Genomic DNA, 15,527 nt, shown 5'->3' with positions numbered 1-15,527 from the left:
CATGTCGAATACCGACGCCCGTATCGCCGCGCTGCGCCAGGCCATGGCTGCGCGCGGAATGTCCGCCTATATCGTCCCTTCCGCCGACCCTCATCTGTCGGAGTACCTGCCGGGGCGCTGGCAGGGCCGCCAATGGCTGTCGGGATTCACGGGGTCGGTCGGCACGCTGGTGGTCACGGCCGATTTCGCGGGCCTGGGGGTGGACAGCCGCTACTGGGTGCAGGCCCAGGCGCAGCTGGCCGGCACCTGTATCGCCCTGATGAGGCTCGGCGAACCGGGCGTGCCTTCCCATGTCGATTGGCTGGGCGCGAATGTCCCGGCCGGCGGCCGTGTCGGCGTGGACGGGCAGGTGCTTTCCCTGGCGGGACATCGTGCGCTGTCCGCGGCGCTCGAGCCCGCCAAGGCGGCGCTGGACACCGCGCACGATCTGCTCGCCGACATCTGGCCGGACCGGCCGGGTCTGCCCGCCGCGCCGGTGCGCGAGCATCGCGCGCCTTACGCCTGCGTGCCGCGCGCCGACAAGCTGGCCGGCGTGCGCGAGGCGATGCGGGAGAAGGGCGCTACCGCGCACCTGATCAGCACCTTGGACGATATCGCCTGGCTGTTCAACCTGCGGGGCGCCGACGTCGACTACAACCCCGTCTTCGTTGCGCACGCCCTGGTGCTCGCGGACCGTGCCGAGCTTTTCGTGGCCGAAGGCAAGATCGACGCCGCCTTGCGCGACACGCTGGCGGCCGACGGCGTGGTGGTCCAGCCGTATGCGCGCTGCGCGACGGTCCTGTCGGCCCTGCCCGCTGACAGCGTCGTCCTGCTGGACCCGCAACGCGTCACGGTTGGCGTGCAAGGCGCGCTGCCGGAAAAGGCTCGGCGGGTGGAGGCCATCAATCCCAGCACACTGGCGAAATCCCGCAAACGCGACGACGAGCTGGCGCACGTGCGCGCCGTCATGGAGCAGGATGGCGCCGCGCTGTGCGAGTTCTTCGCCTGGTTCGAAGCCGCGCTGGGACGGGAACGCATCACCGAACTGACCATCGACGAAAAACTGTCTGCCGCGCGCGCCCGGCGGCCGGGCTTCGTCTCGCTGAGCTTCGGCACCATCGCGGCCTTCAACGCCAACGGCGCCATGCCGCACTATCGCGCCACGGCCGCTTCGCATGCGGTCATCGAAGGCGATGGGCTGCTGTTGATCGACTCCGGCGGCCAATACGAAGGCGGCACCACGGACATCACGCGCGTGGTGGCGGTGGGTACGCCTTCGGCCGAGCAGAAGCGCGACTTCACGCTGGTGCTCAAGGGCATGATCGCGCTGTCGCGCGCCCGCTTTCCGCGCGGCATCCCGGCGCCCATGCTGGACGCCATCGCGCGCGCACCGATCTGGGAGGGCGGCGCGGAATACGGCCATGGAACGGGCCATGGCGTCGGGTATTTCATGAACGTACATGAAGGGCCGCAGGTCATCGCCTATCGGGCGCAGGCCACCCCGCACACCGCCATGGAGCCCTGCATGATCACCTCGAACGAGCCGGGCATCTACAGGCCCGGGCGCTGGGGCGTGCGCATCGAGAACCTGGTCTGCAACCGTCCCTGGCAGACGACGGAGCTGGGCGAATTCCTGGCCTTCGAAACCCTGACGCTGTGTCCCATCGACACGGCGTGCGTCCAGCCGGATCTGCTGCGGCCCGACGAGATTGCTTGGCTGGACGCCTATCACGCCGAGGTTCGCGAACGGCTGCTCCCCCACGTCCAGGGCGACGCGCGCAACTGGCTCCTGGCTCGCACGGAACCGCTGGCCGCGCGATAGCGCCTCAGGCTGGTACTGACGCTGCCGGGCGGGCGCCGTGCCGGGCGGCACGGCGGATCCCGGCCGCGCTGGGGTCCGCGCCGGCCCGGATCAGATAATGGGCGAGCCGCCCGTCACGGCAATGGTGGCGCCGGAGATATAGCTGGCCTCGTCCGAGGCGAGCATCACGTAGGGAGCCGCCAGTTCGGCCGGCTGGCCCGGGCGCTTCATGGGGACCTGCTTGCCGAACTGCTCCACCTTTTCCGGGGGCATGGTGGACGGGATCAGCGGCGTCCAGATCGGCCCGGGCGCCACGCAGTTGGCCCGGATGCCTTTTTCGGCGAGCAGTTGCGCCAGGCCGCCCGTGAAATTCTGGATCGCGCCCTTGGTGGCGGCATACGCGATCAGGCCGGGATTGGGATGGTCCGCATTGATCGACGTCGTGTTGATGATGGACGCGCCGGGCTTCATATGCCTGACTGCCGCGCGAGTGATCCGGAACATCGCCCCGATATTCGTATCGAAGGTCTTGTTCCATTCCTCGTCGCTGATGTCCTCCAGTGAGGGATAGGTCATCTGGTAGGCGGCATTGTTCACCAGCACGTCCAGGCGCCCGAACTCCTGCACCGCCCGCTCGACGATCTGCTCGCAGTGCGCGGGGTCGGTGATGTCGCCGGGCAGCAGCACGGCCTTGCGGCCCGCTTCTTCCACCCAGCGGGCGGTTTCCCTGGCGTCGTCGTGTTCGTTCAGATAAGCGATGAGCACATCCGCGCCTTCGCGGGCGTAGGCGATGGCCACGGCGCGGCCGATGCCGCTATCGCCGCCGGTAATGATGGCCGCCTTGCCGGACAGGCGGCCGGAGCCGCGGTAGGACTGCTCGCCGTGGTCGGGCTGCGGCGACATGGGCGCGGTCTGCCCCGGCGTCTGGTCCTGTTGCTGGTCGGTGAAGGGCGGGGTCGGGCGTTGCGAATCCGTCATGGCGAAACTCCAGATTTCGGTCGGGGAGGGAAGGGCGCGCGTGTGGCCGGCCGGTTCCGCCGGTGCACGCACTCGGCCCGGTCGTGCAAGCAACCATCGGACCCGCCCGCGCGCGCGCGCGGCGTTGTTGTGCGGCGTTGTTACTTCGCGACGCCGGGGGAAATGGCGGGAATCGCCGAACGGTTGGCTATAATCCAAATTTCCCGCACGCGCCCGGCGGCCCCGGGCGCTCTACACGATGACCAAATACGTTTTTGTCACCGGTGGCGTGGTGTCCTCCCTGGGGAAAGGCATCGCCGCCGCGTCCCTCGGCGCGATCCTCGAATCGCGCGGTCTGCAAGTCACCCTGCTCAAGCTCGATCCCTACATCAACGTCGACCCCGGCACGATGAGCCCCTTCCAGCATGGCGAAGTTTTCGTCACGGAAGACGGCGCCGAGACCGACCTCGACCTGGGTCACTACGAGCGTTTCATTTCCACCAAGATGCGCAAGGTGAACAATTTCACCACCGGCCAGATCTACGAGTCGGTTCTGCGCAAGGAACGCCGCGGCGACTATCTGGGCAAGACGGTGCAGGTGATTCCGCACATCACCAACGAAATCCAGGACTTCATTGCGCGCGGCGCGGAAGCCGGCTGGGATGGCAACACGGATGTGGCCATCGTCGAGATCGGCGGTACGGTGGGCGACATCGAGTCGCTGCCTTTCCTGGAGGCCGCGCGGCAGATGAGCTTGCGCCTGGGCCGCAACAACGCCGTCTTCATCCACCTGACCCTGGTGCCCTTCATCGCCTCGGCCGGGGAACTGAAGACCAAGCCGACCCAGCACTCGGTGCAGAAGCTGCGCGAAATCGGTATCTATCCGCACGCGCTGCTGTGCCGAGCCGACCGCCCCATTCCGGACGACGAACGCGCCAAGATTTCGCTGTTTTCCAACGTTCCCCTGGACGCGGTCATTTCGGTCTGGGACGCCGATTCCATCTACAAAATCCCGGCCATGCTGCACAAGCAGGGGCTGGACAACCTGGTATGCGACGCCCTGGGCCTGACGCCGCCGCCCGCCGACCTGTCCATGTGGGACGATCTGGTGGAAGCCCTGGAGCATCCGCAACACGAGGTCACCATCGGTATGGTCGGCAAGTACGTCGACCTGACCGAGTCGTATAAGTCCCTGACCGAAGCGCTGGTGCATGCCGGCATTCACACCCGCTCCCGGGTCAACATCGAATACATCGATTCGGAAGACCTGGAAGCAAACGGCACCGACGGCCTCAGGCACCTGGACGCCATTCTGGTGCCCGGCGGCTTCGGCAAGCGCGGCACCGAAGGCAAGATCGCCGCCATCCGCTATGCGCGCGAAAACGGCATCCCGTATCTGGGCATCTGCCTGGGCATGCAACTGGCGGTCATCGAATTCGCCCGGCATGTGGCCGGCCTGGGCGGCGCCAACAGCACCGAATTCGATCCCGCCGCGCCGCATCCCGTGGTGGCCCTGATCACCGAGTGGATGGACCGCGAAGGCCGCGTCGAGAAGCGCGACGCCAATTCCGACCTGGGCGGCACCATGCGCAAGGGCGCGCAGCGCTGCCCGGTCAAGCCCGGCACCCGCGCCGCGCAGATCTACGGCCCTGAAGTCAACGAGCGCCATCGCCACCGTTACGAGGTGAACAACGTCTACGTGCCGCGCCTGGAAGACGCCGGCATGGTGATCAGCGCGCGCACCCCCACCGAAAACCTGCCGGAAATGATGGAGCTGCCGTCGCACCCCTGGTTCGTCGGCGTGCAATTCCACCCGGAATTCACGTCCACGCCACGCGACGGGCACCCGCTGTTCTCCAGCTATATCCAGGCCGCCATCGAGCGTCAGGCCCGGCGCGGCAAGGAGTCATGATGAAGCTTTGCGGTTTCGAAGCCGGATTGCGGCAACCTTTTTTCCTGATCGCCGGTCCCTGCGTGATCGAGTCCCGCGAGCTGGCCTTCGAAACCGCCGGCAAGCTGAAAGAGATCACCGGCAAACTGGGCATCCCGTTCATCTACAAAAGCTCCTTCGACAAGGCCAACCGCAGTTCCGGCAAGTCCTATCGCGGCCCGGGCATGCAGGAGGGGCTGAAGATACTTGCCGACGTGCGCGCCCAGCTGGGCGTGCCGGTGCTGACCGACGTTCACGACACGCCGCAGGTCGATGAAGTGGCGGCGGTGGTGGACGTCCTGCAGACGCCGGCCTTTCTGTGCCGCCAGACGGACTTCATCCGGGCCTGTGCGGCCACGCTCAAGCCGGTGAATATCAAAAAAGGCCAGTTCCTGGCGCCGCACGACATGAAGCAGGTGGCGCTGAAGGCGCGCGACGCCGCCATCGAAGCTGGCGGCGACGGCAACACCATCATGGTCTGCGAGCGCGGCGCGTCCTTCGGCTACAACAATCTCGTGTCGGATATGCGTTCGCTGGCGATCATGCGTGAGACCGATTGCCCGGTCGTCTTCGATGCCACACACTCCGTGCAGCTGCCCGGCGGGCAGGGCACGTCGTCCGGCGGCCAGCGCGAATTCGTACCGGTGCTCGCGCGCGCAGCCGTTGCCGTGGGCGTGGCGGGCCTGTTCATGGAAACCCATCCCAACCCGGCCTGCGCAATGTCGGACGGCCCCAACGCCGTTCCGCTGGACCGCATGGCCGAACTGCTCGAATCCCTGCTCGCCCTGGACCGCGTGGTGAAGGCCGGCAGCTTCATCGAAGAAAATTTCCAGTAATCCGCCCACCGAGCACGGCCCTCTAGTAGCATGCCCCCCAGCACCCGACCGCAGGCGCCAGCGCTGTCCTCTCCCCCATCCGGGACGCCACGGATCCGGCTCCGCCGGTCCGCCGGCGTCGCCCCTTGAGGGAAGGCGCGCAGCGCCTCGGGGGTGGACCAACTCTCTAAGGAAACAACGACCATGAGTGCAATTGTCGACATCATCGGACGCGAGATCCTCGATTCGCGCGGCAACCCGACCGTTGAGTGCGATGTGCTGCTGGAATCCGGCGCCATGGGGCGCGCGGCGGTTCCGTCCGGCGCGTCCACGGGTACGCGGGAAGCCATCGAACTGCGCGACGGCGACAAGGGCCGCTACCTGGGCAAGGGCGTGCTGCGCGCGGTGGAAAACCTGAACACCGAAATCTCCGAAGCCCTGATGGGGCTGGACGCGCAGGAACAGACCTTCGTCGACCGCACCCTGATCGAATTGGACGGCACCGAAAGCAAGGAGCGCCTGGGCGCCAACGCCATCCTGGCGGCCAGCATGGCCGTGGCCCGGGCGGCCGCCGACGAGTCCGGCCTGTCGCTGTACCGCTATTTCGGCGGCAGCGGTCCCATGAGCATGCCCGTGCCGATGATGAACGTCATCAACGGCGGCGCCCATGCGAACAACACGCTGGACCTGCAGGAGTTCATGATCCTGCCGGTGGGCGCATCGAGCTTCCGCGAAGCCCTGCGCTGGGGCGCGGAGGTCTTCCATGCGCTGAAGAAACTGATCAACGCGCAAGGCATGTCCACGGCAGTGGGCGACGAGGGCGGTTTCGCGCCCAACGTCGCAAACCATGAAGCGGCGATCCAGCTGATCCTGAAGGCCATCGGCGAAGCCGGCTACGAGCCGGGCACCCAGATCGCCCTGGGCCTGGACTGCGCCAGCTCCGAATTCTTCCGCGACGGCAAGTACACCCTGGAAGGCGAGGGCGGCATTTCGCTCAGCTCCCAGGAATTCGCGAACCTGCTGGCCACGTGGTGCGACAAGTACCCCATCATCTCGATCGAAGACGGCATGGCCGAAAACGATTGGGAAGGCTGGAAGCTGCTGACCGACCAGCTCGGCAAGAAGGTGCAGCTGGTGGGCGACGACCTGTTCGTCACCAACACGCGCATCCTCAAGGAAGGCATTTCCAAGGGCATCGCCAACTCGATCCTGATCAAGATCAACCAGATCGGCACGCTGACCGAAACCTTCGCCGCCATCGAAATGGCCAAGCGCGCGGGCTACACCGCGGTCGTGTCGCACCGTTCGGGCGAAACCGAGGACTCGACGATCGCCGATATCGCTGTCGCGACCAACGCCATGCAGATCAAGACCGGCTCGCTGTCGCGTTCCGATCGCATGGCGAAGTACAACCAGTTGCTCCGCATCGAGGAAGAACTGGCGGAAGTGGCTTCCTACCCCGGCCTGGAAGCCTTCTACAACCTGCGCTAGCGCTGGCGCATGCGACGGCGCTCCGCGCCGTCGCGCCTATCCCAGGGACATCTGCCGCATGCGCCTGCTGTTTCTCGTTCTGCTCGCTCTGGTCTGCCTGATCCAGTATCCCTTGTGGTTCGGCAAGGGCGGGTGGTTCAAGGTTTGGGATCTCCAGAAGCAAGTAGCCGCCCAACGCGCGGTGAATGAAGGCATGCGCGCGCGCAATGCCGCGCTGGATGCCGAAGTGCGCGATTTGCAGACCGGCACCGGCGCCATCGAGGAACGGGCGCGCAGCGAACTCGGCATGATGAAGGACGGCGAGGTATTCGTGCAGATCGTGCCCAAGGGCGAGAACCCGCCGCCGAACGCGCAATCCGCTGGGGCGGTCAGGAATGCGACGGCCGTTTCCACGCCTGGGCCGGCCGGCGCCCCGCGGCGCTGAAGAACCGCCGCCGGATCCGGGTATTCAACCTGTGGATTTGTCCTGGCAGCACAGGATGACGCCACAGGCTTCGGCGTCCTGATCGGTCATTCCACTTGAGTCCGCCGCTTGCGCATCGGCAAGCGCGGGCTCGCGTGGCGCGAGCGTCGCAATCGCGCCGTTCCGTTTTGCCAGACTCGGGCGTCCGCTTTGCGCCGCCGTCTCGCGCAAAGGACGATTCGCTGCGTGCCCAGGGATCCAGAAGGGTCCGGCAGCGTCGCCCGCTTCGTCGGCCCAATGCGGCAGGCGCGCGCCATCGCGGATGCGCCCGTTCGGCTGTGCGGTTCCGGATTTTGGGGGAGGCTGATGGCGGGCCGTCGCCGTCGCGCGCCATTGCACGGGATGGGATTGCATGGGGAGGGAAAGCTCCATGGCGACCACGAGCATGCCGGCGCGCGCCGCCGCCGCGTTTCGATGCGCCTCGGGCCCCTGGCCGGACGTTTGGCGCTGCGTTCCTATTGCGCGCAGCAACGCGCGCATACCGGGCATCAGGGGCGGATGCACATAGTGAAGCCGAAGCCGCAGCGTATTCGCATCGAAGATGGTTTGCCGCGATCTCGGCCCGCGCCCGTCTGTCCAGCCTTGGCCGCGGCGACGCGCATGCTGTTCCGCCTGGTAGTCATTGCGAATGGCGCGCAGGGCCGACGCGCCCGGGACGCGCAACCCGCTATCGGCAAAATCGGCGAACGCCGCGGGGGAGGGGGAAAGCACGTCGATGCGCCAAGGCAGCACACCGGCCTGCCGCGTAATGTCCGCGAAGGCGGCGCGCATCCTGGCGGCTGCGCCGCCATGCGCGCCTGCCGGATGGAACAGCGGCAGCAAGGCGTGCTCGAAACGCCGCTCTATGACGTCGGGGCGTGCATGCGAGGTGGCGCCGGCTCGCGCCGCATCCAGCAGCGCCACATAAAGCATCTGCCGCGTCGCATGCCAGCGCGCCGCTTCCACCGAAAGAAAGCCCAGGAACAACAGCGGTACGGCAGCCAGCGCGAATTCCGCCAGGGCCGCGCCCCGCTGGCGGCATGGAATGCGGCGACAGCGCACGCAGCCCTGCCCCCGCGGTGGCTTGCCGGGCGCCTGGGGCGCCTGGGCCGCTTGGCCTGCTTGGCCTGCTGGGGGCGCTTCCGGCGCCTGGGGCGCGCGGGACGACCCCCCCGCGCCGCAGTGAAACGATGGGCACATGCCGCAGTGTGCGCCCCGCCCGCTCACCCGTCGATTGTGACAACTACGTGTGACGAAGCCGTCATCCCAGGCGGGGCGGGCGGTTCAGGAACAAGCCGACGGCGCCGCCGTGCAAGACCGCGTCGCGCCGTCGGCCATCAATGCACGGTTGGCGGATCCTGCTCCGGCAAGGTCTGCGGTCCGGAAAAAAGCCCGGCGCAGTCCACCGCATCGAACGCATAAGGCTTGCCGCAGAAATCGCAGGCCACCTCCACCTTGCCCCGCTCGGCCAGGATTTCCTCGATTTCCTCCCGCCCCAGCATGCGCAGCATGTCCGACACCTTGTTGCGATTGCACGGGCAGTGCCAGCGCACCTGCGCGGGCTCGAAAGCGATCAAAGTTTCTTCCCAATACAGCCGATGGATCAGCGTGTCGATGTCCGTTTCGCGCAGCTCGTCGGCCTGCAGCGTTTCGGTCAGGTGCACCGCGCGATTCCAGCTTTCCTGCGGGTCGCCGGGATGCACCGCCGCGCCGCCCTGGTCGGGCAACCGCTGCAGCAGCAGGCCTGCCACATGGCTGTCGTCCGCGGCCAGCCATAGCCGCGTGTCGAGCTGTTCGGATTGCTGCATATAGTGGCTTAGCGCGTCCGCCACCGTTTCCCCGACGATGGGCACGATGCCTTGATAGGGCTGCTGCCCCGGCGCCTTGCGCTGCGGATCCAGCACGACGATGAAGCGGCCGTTGCCGCCCGGGTTCATAAGCGTCTGCATCGTGCCGGTATCGGGCACGACACGATCCTGCCGCAGCTTCACCGTCGCGCGCAGGCTCAGATCGGCGCGGCATTCGACCACGAGCAGGGCGATGGGGCCATCGCCCTGGACCTGCATCACGAGGGAACCTTCGAATTTGAGGTTTGCGGCCAGCAGCGTGGCGGCTGCGATCAGTTCGCCAAGCAGGCGTTTCACCGCGGGCGGGTAGTCGTGGTTGACTTGCGCTTCGCGCCAGGTTTCGTGCAGACGCACCGCCTGCACCCGCACCGTGCGGTCTTCAAACAGGTATTTCTTAAGGAGATCGGTCATGCGGCCATGTTAGCCGATTCGCCGCCTGCCGCCGCTTCAGCCGATGCGCTTGAGCACCCGTTTGTACTGCTGGCCACGCATGACGTAGCCATGGGTATTCTTGTGCATCTGCTCGATCTCTTCGGCGCTGAGCTCGCGCACCACCTTGCCAATGCCGATGACGAGGCTGTTGTCGGGGATCACCCGGCCCTCGGGGATGATGGCCCCCGCGCCGATCAGACAGTTGCGGCCCACCACGGCATCGTTCAGCACGATGGCCTGGATGCCGACCAGCGCGCCTTCCCGTATCGTGCAGCCGTGCAGCATGGCCTGGTGCCCCACCGTCACATCCGACTCCACGATCAGCCCGTGCCCATGATCCACATGCAGCACGGACGATTCCTGGATATTGCTGCCCGCGCGAATCACGATAGGCGCGTTGTCGCCCCGTATGGTCACCTGCGGCCAAATGCTGACCTCCGCTTCCAGCGTCACATCGCCGATGATGTCGGCGCTGTCGGCGATATAGGCGCTGGCGTCGATACGCGGCGCAACGCCGTCCAGTTCATAAATGGCCATGTCCGTCTCCCTCCGTGTCACAAACCACGACGCCACACCCCTCCCAGCGCCGCCCGAAACCAACCCCCACAACTGGCTCCCCTGATCCAGGACGCCGCGGATCCGGCTCCGCCGGTCCGCCAGCGTCGCCCCCTCGAGGGGGAAGCGCGTCAGCGCTTCGGGGGTGGGCTATCCAGGACGCCGCGGATCCGGCTCCGCCGGTCCGCCAGCGTCGCCCCCTCGAGGGGGAAGCGCGCTAGCGCTTCGGGGGTGGGTTATCCAGGACGCCGCGGATCCGGCTCCGCCGGTCCGCCAGCGTCGCCCCCTCGAGGGGGAAGCGCCTCAGCGCTTCGGGGGTGGGCTATCCAGGACGCCGCGGATCCGGCTCCGCCGGTCCGCCAGCGTCGCCCCCTCGAGGGGGAAGCGCGCTAGCGCTTCGGGGGTGGGCCCACCTCTCTTCTTCCCGTTGCCGCAGGATCCGCCGTTGCACCTTGCCCGTCGTCGTCATGGGGAGCTCGTCGACGAACTCGATCTCCTTGGGGTACTCGTACGGCGCCAGGCGTTCGCGCACCTGGTCCTGCAGGGCCTGAACCAGTGCGTCGCGCGGCTGGTCCGCGAATTCCGCGGTCAGCACGACGTAGGCCTTGACCAGTGCGCCCCGCTCGGCATCGGGCTTGGGGACCACCGCGGCGTTGGCGACCGCGGGATGAGCCAGCAGGCAGCTTTCGATTTCTCCCGGGCCGATGCGGTAGCCCGCCGATTTGAAAACATCGTCGCTGCGGCCGGCATACCAGAGATATCCGTCTTCATCGACCCGGGCCAGGTCCCCCGACCGGCACCAGTCGCCAGTGAACTTCCCTTCCGTGGCAATGGGGTTGCGCCAGTACTGGAGGAACAGGATCGGATCGGGGTGGCCGTGGATGTCGTAGCGGTTCAGCGCGATTTCGCCGATTTCGCCCGGCTTCACCGGGTTGCCCTCTTCGTCGATGACGGCGACCCGATGACCCGGGTAGGGACGCCCCATGCTGCCAGGCTTGGCGGGCCAGCGCGCCTGGCTGTTGCCGACCAGGTAGTTCATTTCCGTTTGGCCGAACATCTCGTTGGGCGTAATGCCCAGCGCCGACCTGCACCATTCGAATACCGTCTCGCCCACGCTCTCGCCGGCGCTCATGATCGCCCGCAAGGCCAGCTTGTAGCGTTCGCGCGGCGCCGGCACGGTCTTCATCATCGCCTTCAGCGCGGTGGGGAACAGGAAGGTATTCGTGACCTGGTAGCGTTCCATCAGTTCGAAGGCGCGCTCCGGCGAAAACCTGCCGCGCGTCCCGACGATGGGATGGCCGAAATACAGCGTGGGCAGCAGGGCGTCCATCATGCCGCCCGTCCAGGCCCAATCGGCCGGCGACCAGAACACATCGCCCGGCTTGGGGAACCAGTCCTGGGAGGCGACGAAACCGGGCAGGTTGCCGATCAACACCGAATGCGGCAGCAGCGCCCCCTTGGGCGCGCCCGTGGTGCCCGAGGTATAGAGCAGGATGGCGGGGTCGGTGGCAAGCGTGGATACCCGTTTGAACTCGCCGGGCTGGCGCGCCAGCAGGCTGCGCCAGGGCAGGACGCGCTCGTCGGCGAACCCGATGCCGATGATCTGGTGCAGCGCCGGGCATTGCTCGCTGATCGACAGCAGGTTGGCGCTGGACGCGGCATCCACGACGGCCACGCGGGCCTCGGAGTCCCGCAGGCGCTGCTCCAGCGCTTCCGGCCCGAACAGGCCGGACAGCGGGACGATGATGGCGCCAACGCTATAGGTGGCCATGTGGACCACCACGGTCTCCGGGCGTTGTCCCAAAACAACAGCTACCCGATCCCCCTTGCCCACGCCCATCCGCACCAGACCGTTGGCAAGCTGGTTCGCGGCTTCCGCCAGGCGCCCATAGGTCCAGACTTCCCGGTTGCCCGCCTCATCTTCGTAATAAATAGCAATACGCCGGGCGTCCACGGTGCTTTCCGCCCAGCGGTGACAGCAGACGTCCGCAATATTGAATTGGGTAGGTACGAGCCAGCGGAAGGAGTCGTAAAGCGCCTGGTATTGATCGTTCATGGCCCTGTTGTGAGCGGTTACAACGATGGGACTCGTCGGCATTGCTTTTAGGGCCGGATTGCCCCAGACGCAAGCATGACCTAGAGGGCCACGAACTGCAACATTGGCGTGACCCGGTTCCCCAGGCCTAGGGTTATTACCGATGTTCCCCGCATCTTCGCCCGTGTGCGCCTAGGAATGCTTTCCTTGGCGCCGCAAGGCCGACGGCAGCGCGGGCAGCGACACGGGGCGGGGCGCCCGTGCTGGCGGGGCCTCGGCTGCGCGTTCCGCCAGGACGGCCGCCCAGTCGATCAGCTGGAGACGACCGGCATGATCTTCCGCCAGGGCGGACAGGCTTTCGACCCAATCGCCATCGTTGCAGTACAGCACGCCGTCGATGTCGCGCATCTCCGCCTTGTGGATATGGCCGCACACCACGCCATCCAGGCCGCGCCGGCGCGCTTCGCCGGCCAGGGCGTGCTCGAAGTCCGTGATGAAAGCCACCGCGTTCTTGACCTTGTGCTTCAGGTATTGGGAAAGGGACCAGTAGTGCAGGCCCATGCGATGGCGCATCCGGTTGAAATAGTGGTTCAGCCACAGGGCGAACTGGTACAGGCTGTCGCCCAGGTGCGCCAGCCATTTGCTGTGCTGGATCACCCCGTCGAACTGGTCGCCATGCAGCACCAGCAGGCGCCGGCCGTCGGCGGTGTGGTGGACGTCTTCGTCCACGATCTCGATATCGCCGAAGGCATACCCCACAAACTCGCGCGCGAATTCATCATGGTTGCCCGGCACGAACACCACACGCGTGCCTTCACGGGCCTTGCGCAGGATGCGCTGGATGACGTCATTGTGGGCGCGCGGCCAATGCCAATGCTTGCGCAATTGCCATCCGTCCACGATGTCGCCGATGAGGTAAAGCGTTTCCGCTTCGTTATGGTCCAGGAAATCGAGCAGGAATTCGGCCTTGCATCCGGTCGTTCCGAGGTGCAGGTCGGAAATCCACACAGTGCGCCAATGCGTCGGGCGAATTTCGTTCACGTATCCCTCGGTTCGCGCTTTCATGCAGGCATGAAATCACCGCCCGATGACGCGAATATGAAGAAGGGATGGCGGTTTCATGACATCGGGCTTGCGGCCCTCGTCAGTGCGCGGCGGGCCGCCCGGATCATGCCTGGCGCGCCAGCCACGCAGAGAACGCGGCGATCGCTGGCGATTGGCGGTTCTGCTTCGGACATACGAACATGTATGCGCCGCCCAGTTGGAAGGGGCTGTCGTCCAGCACGCGCAGGTCCTTGCGCGAGACGGCGTCGGCGATCACGTAATCCGGCAGCAGGGCGATGCCCAACCCCGCCGACGCCGCCTGCAGGCCCATGCTGAGCAGCGCATAGCGTGGGCCTGCCCGCGGGGTGATCTTTCCCGCCCAGCGCTCCCGGCAGTAACGCAGCCAGGCGTCCGGGGTAGAGGTCTGGTGCAACAGGGGTTCGCGCTTGAGCAGGGTGGCGGCGCCGTCCCGCGCGCCGCCCAGCCGGGGACTGCAGACCGGGTGCACACGCAACGGCCAGGCCGCCTGGTACGACAAGGCTTCGTCGCGTGCGCCCGCGACATACATGATGGCCGCGTCCAAGGTGGGGGAAGGGAGCGGCACAGGGCCGATCTTGGTGGACAAATTGACCACGATCTGCGGGTGCTCCAGCGCGAAACTCGAAAGCCGGGGCAGCAGCCACATGGCGCCGAAGGTCGCGGGTACGGAAAGATTCAGGTGCCCGCCTACCCCCCGCGACGCCGCGGAGGCCTGCGCCTCCAGTGTCGCTTCCTCCAGTTCGGCCAGCGCCGGGCGGACCCGCTGCAGGTAAAGCGCGCCGGCCGGCGTCGGGCGCAAACGCCCTTCGCTGCGCTCGAACAGCCGTATCCCCAGAAAGGATTGCAGCTCGGCGATCTGTTTGCTCACGGCGCTTTGCGTGAGCGATAGCGCCGTTGCCGCCGCGGTGATGGTCCCGGCGGCCGCGACCGCCTCGAAGGCCGTCAGATTGGTCACCGATGGGATCGACTTGCCGTTGGGGTGCTTCATGCGCCGGTGCGATGCGAAGTACAGGTATGAAGGAATGGAATACTTTCCGGTCTAAAAATTCGCTCCCGCTACGCCTGTCCGGGCGCCCATAATGGCGCGAAGGGCGACGAAATGGCCGCCCGTGTTGACCGAAACCGCGCGAAAAAAAGGGGAAGATCCATGATTATGCGCCGGCGCGCCACACTGCGCACCCTGGTTTCCGCCGTCATTGCGATGACGGCGCTCGCCAGTCCGAATTCGCATGCCAAAGACAGCTGGCCCAACCAGCCCATACGTTTGATCGTGCCTTCCGCGGCGGGCGGTTCGCCCGATATCCTGTGCCGGTATCTGGGCGCGGAGCTGTCCGCGCGCCTCGGGCAGCCGGTGGTCGTCGAAAACCGGCCTGGCGCCGGCGGCAACATCGGCATGCAGGCCGTAGCGCGCGCCGAGCCGAACGGGTACACCATCGGGTACGGCAACATCGCGACGCTGGCGATCAACCGCTCGCTTTTCTCCAGCCTGCCTTACGACCCGGACCGGGAATTGGCCCCCATCGTCGCCGCCGTCACGACGGCGAACCTTCTGGTGGTGAACAAGGATCTGCCGGTCAAGAGCGTGAGCGAGCTGGTGGCCTACGCCAAATCCCGGCCCGGCAGCATAACGATGGGGTCCGCGGGCAACGGGAGCACCAGCCATCTTGGCGGCGAGCTGTTCAAGGTTACCGAGCAGCTGAATGTGGTGCATGTGCCGTATCGCGGCAGTCCCCAGGCGATCCAGGATCTGATTGGCGGAAACGTGCAATTCATGTTCGACAACCTGCCTTCCATCCTGCCGAGCGTGAATGCCGGCCTGGTGCGGGCGTTGGCCGTCACCGCCCCGGCCCGCAGCCCGCTGGCCCCGGACGTGCCCACCATGCAGGAGGCAGGAGTGAAGGATTATGAACTGCAGGCCTGGGGCGGTTTCGTGGCGCCGGCGGGCACGCCGCAACCCATCGTGGATCGCCTGAATCGCGAATTCAACGCCATGCTGTCCGACGAGAACGTGCGGCGCAAACTGTCCGAGCTGGCGTTCGAGCCCATCGGCGGCACGCCGCAGTCATTCCGCGACTTGATGAACCGGGAAACCGGCAAATGGGGCAAGCTGGTCCGCCAGGCCAATGCCCGCGTCGACTGATGGATTGCCGCGCCTGGGGC

General features: G+C 66.5%; 13 protein-coding genes. 6 read left to right on the top strand and 7 right to left on the bottom strand.

Annotation, left to right across the window (positions count from 1 at the left end; genetic code table 11):
- The first annotated feature begins 1 nt into the window (after position 1).
- Positions 2-1,801 carry an aminopeptidase P family protein gene (locus CAL13_RS14615; RefSeq protein WP_086072779.1) on the top strand — a complete coding sequence of 600 codons (1,800 nt, stop codon included), beginning with the start codon at positions 2-4 and terminating at the stop codon, positions 1,799-1,801.
- A gap of 90 nt (positions 1,802-1,891) precedes the next feature.
- Here the strand turns inward: CAL13_RS14615 and CAL13_RS14610 are convergent, their stop codons facing one another.
- On the bottom strand, positions 1,892-2,758 hold the full coding sequence (locus CAL13_RS14610; RefSeq protein WP_086058038.1) for an SDR family oxidoreductase: 867 nt from the start codon (positions 2,756-2,758) through the stop codon (positions 1,892-1,894).
- Positions 2,759-2,996: 238 nt separating this feature from the next.
- Between CAL13_RS14610 and CAL13_RS14605 the strand changes: the two genes are divergently transcribed.
- From CAL13_RS14605 to ftsB, 4 genes are all read left to right on the top strand, one after another.
- Positions 2,997-4,649, top strand: coding sequence for a CTP synthase (locus CAL13_RS14605; protein WP_086058037.1), 1,653 nt, complete (start codon positions 2,997-2,999; stop codon positions 4,647-4,649).
- Positions 4,649-5,503, top strand: a complete 855-nt coding sequence (gene kdsA / locus CAL13_RS14600; protein WP_198297797.1) for a 3-deoxy-8-phosphooctulonate synthase — start codon at positions 4,649-4,651, stop codon at positions 5,501-5,503. The genes CAL13_RS14605 and kdsA overlap by 1 nt, the downstream gene beginning before the upstream one ends.
- A 183-nt stretch (positions 5,504-5,686) precedes the next feature.
- Complete coding sequence (gene eno / locus CAL13_RS14595; RefSeq protein WP_086058035.1) at positions 5,687-6,973, top strand: phosphopyruvate hydratase; 1,287 nt, start codon at positions 5,687-5,689, stop codon at positions 6,971-6,973.
- 58 nt (positions 6,974-7,031) lie between these two features.
- Positions 7,032-7,397, top strand: coding sequence for a cell division protein FtsB (ftsB, locus tag CAL13_RS14590; protein WP_086058034.1), 366 nt, complete (start codon positions 7,032-7,034; stop codon positions 7,395-7,397).
- A 24-nt stretch (positions 7,398-7,421) separates the two neighbouring features.
- On the opposite strand, the gene CAL13_RS14585 is transcribed toward ftsB, so the two are convergent.
- The 6 genes from CAL13_RS14585 to CAL13_RS14560 form a co-directional block, all read right to left on the bottom strand.
- Complete coding sequence (locus tag CAL13_RS14585; RefSeq protein ID WP_086072778.1) at positions 7,422-8,477, bottom strand: TadE/TadG family type IV pilus assembly protein; 1,056 nt, start codon at positions 8,475-8,477, stop codon at positions 7,422-7,424.
- A 275-nt stretch (positions 8,478-8,752) separates the two neighbouring features.
- Positions 8,753-9,673 (bottom strand): Hsp33 family molecular chaperone HslO, encoded by a 921-nt coding sequence (gene hslO / locus CAL13_RS14580; protein WP_086072777.1) that lies wholly within the window; start codon positions 9,671-9,673, stop codon positions 8,753-8,755.
- Between the two features lie 36 nt (positions 9,674-9,709).
- Positions 9,710-10,231, bottom strand: coding sequence for a gamma carbonic anhydrase family protein (locus CAL13_RS14575; RefSeq protein ID WP_086072776.1), 522 nt, complete (start codon positions 10,229-10,231; stop codon positions 9,710-9,712).
- Between the two features lie 340 nt (positions 10,232-10,571).
- Positions 10,572-12,305, bottom strand: coding sequence for an acyl-CoA synthetase (locus CAL13_RS14570; RefSeq protein WP_086072775.1), 1,734 nt, complete (start codon positions 12,303-12,305; stop codon positions 10,572-10,574).
- A gap of 171 nt (positions 12,306-12,476) precedes the next feature.
- On the bottom strand, positions 12,477-13,349 hold the full coding sequence (locus CAL13_RS14565) for a UDP-2,3-diacylglucosamine diphosphatase (RefSeq protein WP_086072774.1): 873 nt from the start codon (positions 13,347-13,349) through the stop codon (positions 12,477-12,479).
- Positions 13,350-13,452: 103 nt separating this feature from the next.
- Positions 13,453-14,355 carry a LysR substrate-binding domain-containing protein gene (locus tag CAL13_RS14560; protein WP_086058028.1) on the bottom strand — a complete coding sequence of 301 codons (903 nt, stop codon included), beginning with the start codon at positions 14,353-14,355 and terminating at the stop codon, positions 13,453-13,455.
- A 159-nt stretch (positions 14,356-14,514) separates the two neighbouring features.
- Between CAL13_RS14560 and CAL13_RS14555 the strand changes: the two genes are divergently transcribed.
- Entirely contained in the window at positions 14,515-15,507 is a 993-nt protein-coding gene (locus tag CAL13_RS14555; RefSeq protein WP_232467666.1) for a Bug family tripartite tricarboxylate transporter substrate binding protein, read from the top strand.
- The last annotated feature ends 20 nt before the right edge of the window (positions 15,508-15,527 follow it).

Origin of the sequence: Bordetella genomosp. 9 (genome assembly GCF_002119725.1) — a bacterium.
Lineage (GTDB): Bacteria > Pseudomonadota > Gammaproteobacteria > Burkholderiales > Burkholderiaceae_B > Bordetella_C.
This window is presented reverse-complemented; position numbering and strand designations above follow the sequence as displayed.

Coding starts and splice junctions, on each gene's coding strand:
- CAL13_RS14615 (WP_086072779.1), top strand. CDS start 2: ATGTCGAATACCGACGCCCGTATCGCCGCGCTGCGCCAGGCCATGGCT.
- CAL13_RS14610 (WP_086058038.1), bottom strand. CDS start 2,758: ATGACGGATTCGCAACGCCCGACCCCGCCCTTCACCGACCAGCAACAG.
- CAL13_RS14605 (WP_086058037.1), top strand. CDS start 2,997: ATGACCAAATACGTTTTTGTCACCGGTGGCGTGGTGTCCTCCCTGGGG.
- kdsA (WP_198297797.1), top strand. CDS start 4,649: ATGAAGCTTTGCGGTTTCGAAGCCGGATTGCGGCAACCTTTTTTCCTG.
- eno (WP_086058035.1), top strand. CDS start 5,687: ATGAGTGCAATTGTCGACATCATCGGACGCGAGATCCTCGATTCGCGC.
- ftsB (WP_086058034.1), top strand. CDS start 7,032: ATGCGCCTGCTGTTTCTCGTTCTGCTCGCTCTGGTCTGCCTGATCCAG.
- hslO (WP_086072777.1), bottom strand. CDS start 9,673: ATGACCGATCTCCTTAAGAAATACCTGTTTGAAGACCGCACGGTGCGG.
- CAL13_RS14575 (WP_086072776.1), bottom strand. CDS start 10,231: ATGGCCATTTATGAACTGGACGGCGTTGCGCCGCGTATCGACGCCAGC.
- CAL13_RS14570 (WP_086072775.1), bottom strand. CDS start 12,305: ATGAACGATCAATACCAGGCGCTTTACGACTCCTTCCGCTGGCTCGTA.
- CAL13_RS14565 (WP_086072774.1), bottom strand. CDS start 13,349: ATGAAAGCGCGAACCGAGGGATACGTGAACGAAATTCGCCCGACGCAT.
- CAL13_RS14560 (WP_086058028.1), bottom strand. CDS start 14,355: ATGAAGCACCCCAACGGCAAGTCGATCCCATCGGTGACCAATCTGACG.
- CAL13_RS14555 (WP_232467666.1), top strand. CDS start 14,515: ATGATTATGCGCCGGCGCGCCACACTGCGCACCCTGGTTTCCGCCGTC.